Raw genomic sequence first — 12,048 nt, 5'->3', positions numbered from 1 at the left:
TCCCCGGATCAGAAGTTGTAACGCAGTCCCACCAAGGCCGATCCGATCAGCTGGCTGTTGAAGCCATCCTGATCGAAGGCGGTCAGGCTGGCAGCGGCCGTCCCCGTCAGGCCGCGCCAGAAACGCCGCCCATAGGATGCCGTGATGCCCGCCGACTGGACATCGCTGCCCCCCGGCGAACCATTGTCGAAATAGTTGAGATAGCCCGACAGCGTGATGTCGGAATCGCGGTCGATCGGATGTCCGGCGGTCAAGAAGAGATAGTAATTCTCGTCCGTGATCCCGTTGAGCGACGCGATCGGCGACGTCGCCGGAACCAGCAAGCGGCGGCGATCGTAGCCGAGGCCGACGCCATAGCTCCAGCCGTACGCGCGCGAACTCATCACCGCCTGGATGCCGCGGTTGCGGAACTGCGCCGCGGTCGGGGTGCCGAGCTGATTGTTCAGGCAGCCGCCGCCCTGTTCGCCAAAGACGCAGCTGTTGACGTCGCCGCTAAGCGGATTGCGCAACGGATCAAACTGCGTCGGCAGCGCGGCGAGCCCGGTCGACAGACCGCGGCCGAAACTGGACAGGCCGTCATAGACGCCGACCTGAAACGTCGTCGCATGATCGGCGCGATAGACGAAGCTGCCCGTATAGATGGTATCGCCATAGCGGCGGCCGATCTTCGCCGTCAGCGAGGTGCGGCGGCTGGGCTGCCACATCACGCCCGCATCCCAGATCAGGCCGTCGGTATCGAATGCGAGTTGGCGCGGGGTCGACTTGTCGGTGACGAAGCGACCGCTGGAATCGCGGACGGGAACGCCGTTGGTATCGAGCACCGGATCGCGCTGACCGATCTCGATATCCTCGTACCCGACGCCGCCGAGCAGCGCGACGGTCGGGCCGATCGGCACGGTCACATCTGCGCGGGCAAATTTGCCTTCGTACCGCTGGTCGAGCTGGCTCGCATCCTCGCGCTCATAGCCGCCCGAAACCTGCCAGCCGAACGGAAGGTCGCCGGGCCGCTGCCCGATGCTTCCCCAGGCGACATGGTTGGTCGAGCCGTCGAACACATTCTGCGCGAGCGAACCCGAGGGCAGCAGCGTCGGCGCGTCGACATCTACCTTGGTATAGCCGAACCGATAGCCCGCCCCGACGTCGAGCCCGCCGATGCTGCGCGCAAACGTCGGGCCGGCATAAAGCGAATAGGTGTTCGCGACATTGTTGCGGTTGCCGATGAACAGGCTGCTGTCGCTGCCGCCACCGTCGGCGCGCGTGCGCGTTGCGAGCGCCCCGCCTTCGAGATTCAGGCCCTGCCCGACCTCGACCCGTCCGCGGGCAAGCCCGCTGATGATATCCTGATCGCGCTGGCGGCGGCCCCAGCCGAACTGATGTTCGTACCGTACCCCCGCGGCCAGCTCGGCGCGGCGCGTTACAACGGAGACATCGACGCCGACCGCGGCGGTCGAATAGGTCAGCACGTCGCCGCCATTTTTGAGGTCGGCGGTGATCACCTGTCCGACTTCAAGATAGGGGCTGACGTCGACGCGGCGTTCCTTGCGCTGGCCTTCGCCGCGCTTGTCCTTCTTTCCAGCCGCCGGATCGGCAGCCGACGCGCCGCTGGTCGATGCGCCGCCCGAGCCCGAGCCCGCATCGCCCGAAAATTGCGCATGCGCGCTGGTAGCGGTCCCGGCAAGCAGCAGGGCGGCGAGCGCCGCGCCGCGGTGCAGGCTGAGTTTGGTGCGCATCATGACGCGCCTCCTTGTCCATAATAGGTGCCGAAGCGGCGGCCCCCGGGCGAGAATTTCACGCCGTTGAGGAGCAGCTGGATATGCGGGCACGCGCCCATCAGGCCGATCGCGTCGCGCAGCGAGCTTTCGATCGTCTGGTCGGCGCGAACCACCATGATCAGCTGGCCAACATGTCCGGCGAGCACGGCAGCGGGCGACGCCGCGAGCACCGGCGGCGAATCGAGAATGAGAATGCGGCCCGGAGCGCCGGCTTCGAGCTGGGCAAGCAGCGTTTCTGTCCGTGCCGAAGCCAGGAGCTCGGTATCGTGCATATGCTGTGTGCCCGCGGGCATGACCTTCAGCCCCGGAATATCGGTCTGGATCAGGCAGTCGCCGAGCGGCAGGTGCGGATCGGCGAGCGCGTCCATCAGGCCAGGCCCGTTTTCGAGCCCGAGCGTTCCAAGCACGCTCGGCTTGGCGATGTCGGCATCGATCAGCAGCACGTCATGGTCGGCCTCGACGGCGAGGCTGAGCGCGAGATTGACGGCCGAGAAGGTCTTGCCCTCGCCCGGATTGGCCGAAGCGATCAGCACGCGGTGACCGCGCGGCAGGACCGGCCGGGTCGCGGTCCCCGCGAAATTGCGGATGATCTCGCGCTTCACGATGCGATATTCTTCAGAAATGCCCGTAACCGGAGAACCGGGGACGATCATGCCGTTCGCCGCGAGGCGCGCGCGGTCGATCGTGCCCTGGCGCGAGGGAATGATCGCCGGCGCCGCCTTGGCGATATCCTTGCGCAGCGACGGTTTCGGGGCCGGCGCCGCTTCGACAGCGGGCACGGCTTCGACCAGCGGCGGCAGGACTTCGGCCTGCGGGGTCTCGGCAACGGGCGCCGGCTTGACCTTGCGCGCCCGCTTTTCGGGCTCGGGCGGCAGCTTCGATACGTCGATCGTCGCCGCATCCTTGGCGGGGTCGAGGCCGAACATATCGGCGGCGCGTTCCAGCAGCGAGGGCGGGCGCTTGACGGGGCGTTGGTCGTTCATGTCATCTTCCCCGGTCACGCGACCATGCCGCGCTGGACGAACTCGACGATCAGCAGCAGCGCATAGAGGCCGACGAGCGCCCCCGCTCCGCCGGCGAGCCACACCAGCCTTTTCCTGCGTTCGACATGCCGGTCGGGCGTCACCACTTCGGTGATCGAGCCGATCACGGGAAGGCCGCTGGCGCGCTCGAGCTTTGCTGCGGTGGCATAGCTGGTGCGCACCTGGCTGAGGCCGAAGGCGGCAGCGATGCCGCCACCGATCCCGGCGAACAGCACGAGCGTCAGGAACAGCGGGCGGTTCGGCGCCGCAGGGCTGGTCGGCTTCGACGGCGGGTCGAGTAGCTCGACCTTGATCGCATCGGTTTCGGTCTGCACTTCGCCGCGCATCCGGACCTGTTCGCGCTGCCCGAGCAGCTTGTCATATTGCGCCTTCAGCGCGGTATATTCGCCATTGATCCGGTCATATTCGGCGGCAATGCCAGGGTTCTGGATCTGTTGCGAGGTGATCTTCGCAATATCGCCGAGCAACTGCGACTTGCGGGCGCCCAAGGCGCTCACCGTTGCCTGGCGCTCGGCGCGCATCGCCGCGAGCGAGGCATAGGCAGGGTTCTGCATCCCGCCGCCACCGCCGCCGCCATTGCCTTCGCGGTCGGCCTGCGCTTTCAGCGAAGCGATCTGGCTCTTGAGCGCGATCACGTCGGGATGCGCGTCGGTGAGCCCGCGCGCGTGCATCGAAGACAATTCGCTCTGCGCGCCCGCGAGCTGCTGGCGCGCGACGCCGCCGCCGACGCCGTTCCCGCCACCGGGAATCGTCGCGGGGGTCGAGGCGAGCTGGCCGTTCGCTGCGGAAAGCTGGGCTTGCGCCGACAGAAGCTGCGAATCGATCTGGCTGAGTTCGGCGCGCGCCGCATCGACGCGCTGGGCAGGCGATCCCGAGCCGCCTGGGATCAGGCCGATATTCTGCGCCTCGAACTGGGCGCGGCGCGCCTCGATCTCGCGCAGCGCCTTTTCGCGGTCGGCGATCTGGGCGTCGAGGAACTTCAGCCCTTCGCGCGCGTCCATCCGGCCGCCGCGCAGCTGATCGTCGCGAAACACGGTGATCAGGCTGTCAAGCACGCCCGAGGCGAGCTTCGCATTATCGGCGTCCGAAAGGCTGTTGACGCCTACTGATGAGGTGATTTCGAAGATGTTCTGTTGTTGCGGTACGACCTTGATGCTCTGTTGCAGCATCGCGACCGCGCCCGCCTTGTCGCGCTCGCCCGCATCGGCGCCGATCAGCCCGGTCGTCGTCGCGACCTTTTCCAGATTGCGCGCGCTGGTCAGTGTGTCGCGGATCTGGTCGAGCTGCTGCCCGCCACCGCCGCCGCCCGCATCGTCGGGCAGGATCTGGTTGACCTCGACGAGCAGCCGCGCGCGGCTGTCATAGCGGTTCGGGATCGATGCAACCGCGAGCCAGCCCAGAATGCAGATCGCCCAGGCAACGCCAAGCACCAGCCAACGGCGCGTCCAGACACTGTGCAGTGCCACCCGGAATTCGTCGTACAGGCCGTTCATCGTCTCAGGTCAGTCCTTGGCAAGGGTCGGTTGCATCAGCGGAAGCCCGCGTCAGAACATGCTTTCGGGGATGATGATGACGTCGCCCGGCTGAAGCCGGACGTTCGCCTTGATGTCGCCGCGCTTGATCAGGTCATTGAGGCGCAGGCCGAATTCGTGCTGCTTGCCCGTGCCCTTGTCATAGCGGACGAGGCGCGCCTTGTTGCCCGCCGCATATTCGCCGAGGCCGCCAACCGCGATCATCGCGTCGAGCACCGTCATATTGGCGCGGAACGGGATCGACGCCGGCTTCTCGGTCGCGCCGACAACGCGGATCTGCTGCGAGAAAGTGCTGTTGAAGCTGGTCACGATGACGCTGACGATCGGGTCGGTGATATATTGGCTGAGCTGGAGCTTGATATCCTGCTGCAACATCGTCGGCGTCTTGCCCGTCGCGGGCATGTCGGTAATCAGCGGGGTGGTGATGCGGCCGTCGGGGCGCACCTGCACCTTGCCGCCCAGCTCGGGATTGCGCCAGACGAAGATCTGAAGCTCGTCGAGCGGGCCGATGATATATTCCTCGCCCGGGCCTTCCTGATTCTGCACGAAATTCGCGCTCGGCAGCTGCGGGGCGGGGCCGCCGGCGCCCATGCACCCGGTCAGCGCGGTCGCGGCGATGCCCGAAACCAGCGCAACCTTGGCGGCGCGAAGCGAGGGGAAGGACGTCATCATCAAATCACCTTTCGAGCGGCCGGTCGCCGCGCGGGCTTTCCGGAACCCCGCGCAGACACCATTGCGTCAGTGTCAGCCATTGCTCGAAAAGGGTGAACATACCGTTAGTATTGGGATAAGTTCGCGTCGCGGCCGTTGCATCTTGTGCCAAACCGGCACAGGTTCAGCCTCTTCCGGTTGGGCTCAGACGAGCATTTCCTGCGCCGGCCCCTGCCCCAGGAAGGCCGATGGGCTGGCGGTCGCGCCATAGGCACCGGCCTGAAAAATCGCAACAAGATCCCCGACATCGGCGCGCGGGAGTGCAACCTGGTCGCCCAGCCGGTCGAGCGGCGTGCAGAGGCAGCCGACGACCGACACGGTCTCGACGGGATCGGCGCCGAAGCGGTTCGCGACCGCGATCGGGTAGTTGCGGCGGATCACGGTGCCGAAGTTGCCGCTCGCGGCCAGCTGGTGGTGGAGCCCGCCGTCGGTGACGAGGAAGGTCTCGCCATGGCTGGTCTTCCGGTCGACGATGCGGGTGAGATAGACGCCCGCTTCGGCGACGAGCCAGCGGCCGAGTTCCATCGCGAAGCGGCTGTCGGCGAGAGCCGGATCACGCGCCGCGAGCGTCTCGCCCAGCGCCCTACCGACCGCGGCGACATCGACCGCGCTATCGCCCGGGAAATAGGGGACGCCGAGGCCGCCGCCCAGATTGACGAGCGGCGGCGCCGTGCCGATTTCGTGGGCGAGACGGCCCGCGAGAGCGACTGTCTGCGCCTGCGTTTCGGCAATCGCGGCGGCATCGAGTGCCTGCGATCCGGCAAAGATATGGAAGCCCTGCCAGTCGGCGCCGGCGTCGAGAAGGCGGCGGACGAGCGCCGGCACTTCGCCGGAATCGACCCCGAAAGGCTTGGCGCCGCCGCCCATCTTCATCCCCGACCCCTTGAGGTCGAAGTCAGGGTTCACGCGCACGGCGAGCTGCGGCACGATGCCCAGCCGCGCCCCGATGGCGAGCGCACGCTGGGCCTCGCCCGCCGATTCCAGATTGAGCGTCGCGCCCGCCTTGATCGCGGCCTCGATCTCGCGGTCGCGCTTGCCGGGACCGGCGAAGCTGATGTGGCCCGTCGCCATCCCGCTCGTGCGCGCGGCGCGAAGCTCGCCCCCCGACGCCACGTCGAGCCCGTCGACCATCATCGCCATATGGCCGAGCAACGGGCCATACGGGTTTGCTTTCATGGCATAATGGAGCTGCACGTCGTGCGGCATCGCCGCCCGCCACGCGGCAACCCGCGCGGTCAGCATCTTGCTGTCATAGACGAAGAGCGGCGTGTCGCCCGCGGCATCGGCAAGCTCGTCGGCGCGCTGGTCGCCGATCAGCAGCATGCCGTCGGCATCGGCGGCAAAGCCGGGCGGGATAGGCCCATGCGGCTTCATGCCGCCACCTTCGTCGTCCAGTCCGCGGCAATCGCGACGCGATCGAGCTTGCCGTTCGGGCTGCGCGGCAACGCGTCGCGCCACTCGACCGCCTGCGGCTGCATGAAATTTGGGAGGTTCTGGCGCAGATATGCGGTCAGCCCATCAGGATCGGCACGGCCGTCCTTGCCGCGCACGATCAGGATGATCGCCGCGCCAAGCCGCGCATCGGCGATGCCGAACGCGACCGCTTCAAAGATCAGTCCCGATGCGACCGCGACATCCTCGACCTCGGTCGGGCTGACACGATTGCCCGCGGTCTTGATCATCGCATCGTCGCGCCCGACGAACGTGAGCAGCCCGTCCCTGTCGCGGCGCACGGTGTCGCCCGACCAGACCGCGGTCCCGCCATAGCGCGAGGCAGCAGGCGCCGGCCTGAAACGCTGCGCCGTGCGGTCTTCGTCGTTCCAATAGCCTTTCGCGACCAGCGGCCCGCAATGGACAAGCTCGCCCGGTTCGTCATCTTCGGTCACGCTGCCGTCGGGGCGGCAGACGAGGATTTCCGCGTGCGGAATCGCGCGGCCCATCGACGTCGGATGCGACGCGACGAGCGCGGGATCGAGAAAGGTCGAGCGGAACGCCTCGGTCAGCCCGTACATCGGATAGATGTCGGCCTGCGGAAAGGTGGTGCGCATCGCGTCGATCAGCGACGGCGTCAGCGCGCCGCCGCTGTTGGTCAGGCGCTTCAGACGCGTCGCGGTTTCCACGGGCCAGTCGCTTTCGACGAGTTGCACCCAGAGCGGCGGCACGCCGGCAAGCGTCGTGATGCCGTGGCGCGCGACGGCTTTCATGACATCGCGCGGGGTCAGATAGTCGAGCGGCGCAACCGCCGCGCCCGCATGCCAGGCCGACAGCAACTGGTTCTGCCCATAATCGAAGCTGAGCGGCAGCACCGCGAGGATGCGATCGGTCGGCGCGATCTGAAGATAGGACGCCACGCTTTCGGCGCCGAGCCACAGGTTGGCATGGCTGAGCATCACGCCCTTCGGCCGCCCGGTCGAGCCGCTGGTGTAGAGAATTGCCGCCAGATCGTCGGGCTCCGCGATCGACGGCGGCAGCCCCTGCCCGCCCGAATCGATCACGTCTTCTGCGAGCTTCAGATCCTGAAACGCACAGTCGTCGGGCAGGCCGCCGCCCAGCATATCGGCACGCGAGGCGTTGGTAACGAGCAGCTTTGCACGGCTGTCGCATAGGATATGCGCGACCTGCGGCGCCTTGAGCAGCGGATTGACCGGCACATGGATCAGACCCGCACGCGCTGCGGCAAGCGGCATGAGGCAGGCGGCGCGCGTCTTGGCGCTCCAGCTCGCGACGCGCTCGCCGGGACCACCGACCTGATCGAGCAGCCACGACGCCAGCCGCCCGACGCCGGCATCAAGCTCGGCGAAGGTCGTGACCCGCTCGCCGATCAGCAGCGCAGCCGCGTCCGCCGCGCCAAATTGGACGAGATGGTCGATCGGACGCGACGGCGGATTTTCTAAAGTGGTCATGGGCTGTTAGGAGAGTGGTGATAGAGCGCGCGACAATGCATGGGAACGGTGAAGATCACGCTAATGATGATGCGGCGCGCGCCGCAGGCTTCGCTGCGCCCTTTGATCGGGCCGAATGGTTCGACCTGCTCGCCGCGCATGGATTTGCCGGTCAGGGACGGGTCGATGCCCGCGGGGAAGCGGGCGACGCCGCCGCCCTGCTTCCGCTCCGCATCGAAAAGCCCGGGCATCTTGCCGGTCTGACCAACTGGTACAGTTTCGCGATCCGGCCGCTCTTTCGCTTAGCGATCGCCGGCGAAAGCCCGGGCCCAGCGGTCGATAAAACGGACGCTGCCCCCGAAACCCTGAGCCCCGGCTTTCGCCGGGGATCAGCTGAGTTCGATACCGATCGCGATGCCGCACTCGCCGACTTGTCTGCCAAATTGCGAACGCGGACCGCGCGCCTGTCGCTCTATCCGGTTCGCGATGACGAACAACAGATGCTGTCCGCCGCGCTGCGCGCCGCCGGCTGGTGGGTGACCGCCGTTCCAACCGGCGACCGCCACTGGCTCGATCTTGCCGGCATGGACCATGATGCCTGGTGGACCAGCCGCCCCGGCGCGCTGCGCAGCACCGTCCAGCGCAAGGCGAAAAAGGGCGTCGTCGATATCCAGCTGCTGACCGCGTTCGATGCGGGAAGCTGGGCCGCCTATGAACAGATTTACGCCGCGAGCTGGAAGCCCGAGGAAGGCCATCCGGCGCTGCTTCGCGCCTTTGCCGAGGCCGAAAGTGCACGCGGAACCTTTCGCATGGGGATCGCGCGGATCGCGGGCAATCCGGTTGCGGCGCAGTTCTGGACGGTCGAGGACGGCACCGCGTTCATCCACAAACTCGCGCATGTCGAGGACAGTTTGAAAGCCTCGCCCGGCACCTTGCTATCGGCGGCGCTGTTCCGCCATGTGATCGAGATCGACCGCGTGCAGCGCGTCGATTTCGGCACCGGCAACGACGCGTATAAGCGCGACTGGATGAACCGGCACGAACCGCTGTGGCGGATCGAGGCTTTCAATCCGTCGCGGGTCGCGGCATGGGGTCCGGCATTCAAAGCCTTTGCGCGGCCCCTGCTGAGGAAAGATATGTGACCGATATGTCCACCGTCGATGCGACCCTGCGCGCCTTGCTCGCCGATGTTCTGGGCCTTGGCGAGGACCGCGCCGCCGCGCTGACCGAGGATAGCGGGCTGTTCGGCGAGCTTCCCGAATTCGATTCGATGGCCGTCGCGACAGTGCTGACCGAAATGGAGGATCGCCTGGGCATCATCATCGACGATGATGAGGTCGAGGGCGAGATCTTTGAAACCTATGGCAATTTGCTGGCGTTTTCGCTGCGCAAGGTGACCGATTGATCACTTCATTTCCACCCGTTCGTGCTGAGTTTGTCGAAGCACCGTTCTTTCTTGCGACGTCAAGAGAAGGACGGTCCTTCGACAAGCTCAGGACTAACGGAACAGAAGTTGGCTGAGGCCTTCTGTGTCTGCCTCCGAACATAACCTCCGCATCGACCCCGCGGGTGCACCGCGCGCCACCGTCCTGTTCGCCGCGCCGCTGTTCGACGAAGCGAACCGGTTGCGCCGGACGCTGGCGCTGGCGATGCGCGCGCTGGCGGCGGGCGGCTTCGCGGCGGTGCTGCCCGATTTGCCGGGACAGAATGAAAGCCTCGTCGCACTGGAAGCGGTCGATCTCGAACGCTGGCAGGATGCGTTTGCTGCGGTCGCCGCCGGTATCGAAGGCCCGGTTATCGTCGCGTCGGTTCGCGGCGGCGCGCTGATCGATCATCGCGCCGAGGCGGCCGCATGGTGGCGCCTTGCCCCCGTCAGCGGCGCCTCGCTGCTCCGCACGATGATGCGGGCGCGCACGACCGCCGACCGCGAGGCCGGAATCGATACGTCGCTCGACAGCTTGCAGGAGGCGGCCAGGACGGCGCCGTTGCTGCTCGCCGGCAACGTCCTGTCACCGGCGATGGTCGCCCAGCTCGGGAGCGCTGAAGCGCAAGCGGTCGCGCCGCTGCGCAGCATCGGCCTGGGCGCCGACGGCATCGCGGGAACGCCGCTGTGGCTGCGCGCCGAACCCGGTGAAGATGCCGTCATGGCGGCGGCGATCGCCGCCGACATAGTCGCGTGGGGCACGACATGCGGCATCAGCTGAGCTTTGCCTGCGATGGAGCGGCGCTTGCTGCGACGCTCGACGCGGGGTCCGGGACGACGGGGCTGCTGATCGTGTCGGGCGGGAACGAAGTGCGAAGCGGGGCGCATCGCGGCATGGCGACGCTCGCGCAGCGCGTTGCGGCGGCAGGCCATCCGGTGTTCCGGTTCGACCGTCGCGGGATCGGCGACAGCGAGGGTGGCAATGGCGGCTATCGTGGCAGCGGTCCCGATATTGCCGCCGCCATCGCGGCGTTTCGCAGCGCCGCGCCGCAGCTTACTCGGATCGTCGCGTTCGGCAATTGTGATGCGGCGAGCGCGCTGCTGCTGCACCAGCCGCTGGCCCTCGATGCGCTGATCCTTGCCAATCCCTGGACCTATGACGATGACGGCGACGAAAGCGACGAGCCCGCGCTGCCCCCCGCGACGGCGATCCGCGCGCGCTATTGGTCGCGGATGAAGGACCCGAAGAGCCTGCTTCGGCTGTTCAGAGGCGACGTCGATCTGCGGAAACTGGTCCGCGGGCTGTCGGCGATCGGGGCTTCATCGGCGCCCGCAGCGCCCGAGAGCTTGCCCGCAAAGCTCGACCATGCCCTGACGAGCCTCGCCCGCCCCGCGACGATCCTGCTCGCGACAGGCGATCGGACCGCGCAGGCGTTTGTCGAGAAGTGCCGTCCGCCGGGCGTACCGGTCGAACGCCTCGACAGCGCGTCGCACAGCTTTGCGGGGGAAGACGCGGAGTGGTTGACGGGGCGGATATTGGAACGCCTGTCCTAGCTCGTTCCTCATCCCGGACTTGATCCGGGATCCCGCTTTTTCCGGTCGCCAGCAATTTCACGCCGGGCCCCGGCTTTCGCCGGGGATCACAATTCTAGCCGCCGCTTCCGGACGCCATCACCTGCCTCGCCGCTTATGCGTCCACCATCGCGTGATATTCGGCCTCGGCCAAAAAGCGTTCGGCGTCGAGCGCGGCCATGCAGCCCATGCCCGCGGCGGTGACCGCCTGGCGATAGATCTTGTCGGTGACGTCGCCCGCGGCAAACACGCCGGGGATCGAGGTCAGCGACGTGCCGGGCGTGACCTCCAGATAACCGTCGGCGTCGAGCGGCAGCTTGCCCTTGAACAGCTCGGTCGAGGGGCTGTGGCCGATGGCGACGAAACCGCCGTCGGTCGGCTCGTGGCTCGCGTCGCCGGTGACGGTATCGACCAGATCGACGCCGACGAGCCCCGACACGCCAGCGCCCGCGACGAAGCGCTCGACGCGCTTGTTCCACAGCACCTTGATCTTGGGATTGGCATGCAGGCGGTCCTGCAGGATCTTTTCGGCGCGAAGATGATCGCGGCGGTGGATCAGCGTCACATCGTCGCTGTGGTTGGTGAGATAGAGCGCTTCCTCGACCGCTGTGTTGCCGCCGCCGATCACCACGACCTTCTTGCCGCGATAGAAGAAGCCGTCGCACGTCGCGCACGCCGACACGCCCTTGCCGCCGAGTTCCTGCTCGCCCTCGACGCCCAGCCATTTCGCCTGCGCGCCGGTTGCGATCACCAGCGTTTCGGCCAGATAGATATCGCCGCCGTCGCCGGTCAGCTTGAACGGGCGCTGCGACAGGTCGACGTCGACAATCGTGTCCCAGATCATCGACGTCCCGACATGCGTCGCCTGCGCGGTCATCTGTTCCATCAGCCACGGGCCCTGGACGACTTCGGCAAAGCCCGGATAATTTTCGACGTCGGTCGTGATCGTCAACTGGCCGCCCGGTTGCAGCCCCTGCACGACAATCGGCTTCATCCCCGCGCGCGCGGCATAGATGGCGGCGGACAGGCCGGCCGGGCCGGAGCCGAGAATGAGCATTTTAGTATGGTGCGTGGCGGGCATGACGGTCTTTCGAGTCCGGTGGCGAATCCTGT

The 12,048-nt window shown here is 67.0% G+C and carries 11 protein-coding genes; 4 read left to right on the top strand and 7 right to left on the bottom strand.

What is annotated here, in order from left to right; translation table 11 throughout:
- Nucleotides 1-8 precede the first annotated feature (8 nt).
- The 6 genes from ACO055_RS18250 to ACO055_RS18225 all read right to left on the bottom strand — a co-directional run bounded on the left by ACO055_RS18250 (nt 9) and on the right by ACO055_RS18225 (nt 7,961).
- Nucleotides 9-1,733, bottom strand: coding sequence for a hypothetical protein (locus tag ACO055_RS18250; protein WP_422060263.1), 1,725 nt, complete (start codon nt 1,731-1,733; stop codon nt 9-11).
- The gene (locus tag ACO055_RS18245; RefSeq protein WP_422060262.1) at nt 1,730-2,755 is read right to left on the bottom strand and encodes an AAA family ATPase; all 1,026 of its coding nucleotides are present in this window, start codon (nt 2,753-2,755) and stop codon (nt 1,730-1,732) included. The genes ACO055_RS18250 and ACO055_RS18245 overlap by 4 nt, the downstream gene beginning before the upstream one ends.
- Nucleotides 2,756-2,769: 14 nt before the next feature.
- A complete protein-coding gene (locus ACO055_RS18240) occupies nt 2,770-4,308 on the bottom strand; it encodes an XrtA system polysaccharide chain length determinant (protein ID WP_422060261.1) in 1,539 nt (512 codons plus the stop codon).
- 51 nt (nt 4,309-4,359) lie between these two features.
- Nucleotides 4,360-5,016, bottom strand: coding sequence for an XrtA/PEP-CTERM system exopolysaccharide export protein (locus tag ACO055_RS18235; RefSeq protein WP_422062495.1), 657 nt, complete (start codon nt 5,014-5,016; stop codon nt 4,360-4,362).
- Between the two features lie 186 nt (nt 5,017-5,202).
- A complete protein-coding gene (locus ACO055_RS18230) occupies nt 5,203-6,432 on the bottom strand; it encodes a pyridoxal-dependent decarboxylase, exosortase A system-associated (protein WP_422060260.1) in 1,230 nt (409 codons plus the stop codon).
- Nucleotides 6,429-7,961, bottom strand: coding sequence for an acyl-CoA ligase (AMP-forming), exosortase A system-associated (locus ACO055_RS18225; protein ID WP_422060259.1), 1,533 nt, complete (start codon nt 7,959-7,961; stop codon nt 6,429-6,431). The genes ACO055_RS18230 and ACO055_RS18225 overlap by 4 nt, the downstream gene beginning before the upstream one ends.
- A 35-nt stretch (nt 7,962-7,996) precedes the next feature.
- Between ACO055_RS18225 and ACO055_RS18220 the strand changes: the two genes are divergently transcribed.
- The 4 genes from ACO055_RS18220 (at nt 7,997) to ACO055_RS18205 (ending at nt 10,917) form a co-directional block, all read left to right on the top strand.
- On the top strand, nt 7,997-9,082 hold the full coding sequence (locus tag ACO055_RS18220) for a GNAT family N-acetyltransferase (protein ID WP_422060258.1): 1,086 nt from the start codon (nt 7,997-7,999) through the stop codon (nt 9,080-9,082).
- A 5-nt stretch (nt 9,083-9,087) separates the two neighbouring features.
- Nucleotides 9,088-9,345, top strand: coding sequence for an acyl carrier protein (locus ACO055_RS18215; protein WP_422062494.1), 258 nt, complete (start codon nt 9,088-9,090; stop codon nt 9,343-9,345).
- Nucleotides 9,346-9,469: 124 nt separating this feature from the next.
- On the top strand, nt 9,470-10,144 hold the full coding sequence (locus ACO055_RS18210) for a hypothetical protein (RefSeq protein WP_422060257.1): 675 nt from the start codon (nt 9,470-9,472) through the stop codon (nt 10,142-10,144).
- Nucleotides 10,129-10,917, top strand: coding sequence for a hydrolase 1, exosortase A system-associated (locus ACO055_RS18205; RefSeq protein ID WP_422060256.1), 789 nt, complete (start codon nt 10,129-10,131; stop codon nt 10,915-10,917). The genes ACO055_RS18210 and ACO055_RS18205 overlap by 16 nt, the downstream gene beginning before the upstream one ends.
- A 133-nt stretch (nt 10,918-11,050) precedes the next feature.
- Here ACO055_RS18205 and trxB read toward each other — a convergent pair whose 3' ends face one another.
- Nucleotides 11,051-12,016 carry a thioredoxin-disulfide reductase gene (gene trxB, locus ACO055_RS18200; protein ID WP_422060255.1) on the bottom strand — a complete coding sequence of 322 codons (966 nt, stop codon included), beginning with the start codon at nt 12,014-12,016 and terminating at the stop codon, nt 11,051-11,053.
- Nucleotides 12,017-12,048 lie beyond the last annotated feature (32 nt).

The organism is Sphingopyxis sp. (assembly GCF_965227415.1).
Classification (GTDB): Bacteria; Pseudomonadota; Alphaproteobacteria; order Sphingomonadales; family Sphingomonadaceae; genus Sphingopyxis.
The sequence above is the reverse complement of the archived record's forward strand: the minus strand, read 5'-3'. Positions and strand labels throughout refer to the sequence as shown.

What these genes read in the sequence shown, in the direction of transcription:
- ACO055_RS18250 (WP_422060263.1), bottom strand. Translation starts at nt 1,733, where the DNA reads ATGATGCGCACCAAACTCAGCCTGCACCGCGGCGCGGCGCTCGCCGCC.
- ACO055_RS18245 (WP_422060262.1), bottom strand. Translation starts at nt 2,755, where the DNA reads ATGAACGACCAACGCCCCGTCAAGCGCCCGCCCTCGCTGCTGGAACGC.
- ACO055_RS18240 (WP_422060261.1), bottom strand. Translation starts at nt 4,308, where the DNA reads ATGAACGGCCTGTACGACGAATTCCGGGTGGCACTGCACAGTGTCTGG.
- ACO055_RS18235 (WP_422062495.1), bottom strand. Translation starts at nt 5,016, where the DNA reads ATGACGTCCTTCCCCTCGCTTCGCGCCGCCAAGGTTGCGCTGGTTTCG.
- ACO055_RS18230 (WP_422060260.1), bottom strand. Translation starts at nt 6,432, where the DNA reads ATGAAGCCGCATGGGCCTATCCCGCCCGGCTTTGCCGCCGATGCCGAC.
- ACO055_RS18225 (WP_422060259.1), bottom strand. Translation starts at nt 7,961, where the DNA reads ATGACCACTTTAGAAAATCCGCCGTCGCGTCCGATCGACCATCTCGTC.
- ACO055_RS18220 (WP_422060258.1), top strand. Translation starts at nt 7,997, where the DNA reads ATGCATGGGAACGGTGAAGATCACGCTAATGATGATGCGGCGCGCGCC.
- ACO055_RS18215 (WP_422062494.1), top strand. Translation starts at nt 9,088, where the DNA reads ATGTCCACCGTCGATGCGACCCTGCGCGCCTTGCTCGCCGATGTTCTG.
- ACO055_RS18205 (WP_422060256.1), top strand. Translation starts at nt 10,129, where the DNA reads ATGCGGCATCAGCTGAGCTTTGCCTGCGATGGAGCGGCGCTTGCTGCG.
- trxB (WP_422060255.1), bottom strand. Translation starts at nt 12,016, where the DNA reads ATGCCCGCCACGCACCATACTAAAATGCTCATTCTCGGCTCCGGCCCG.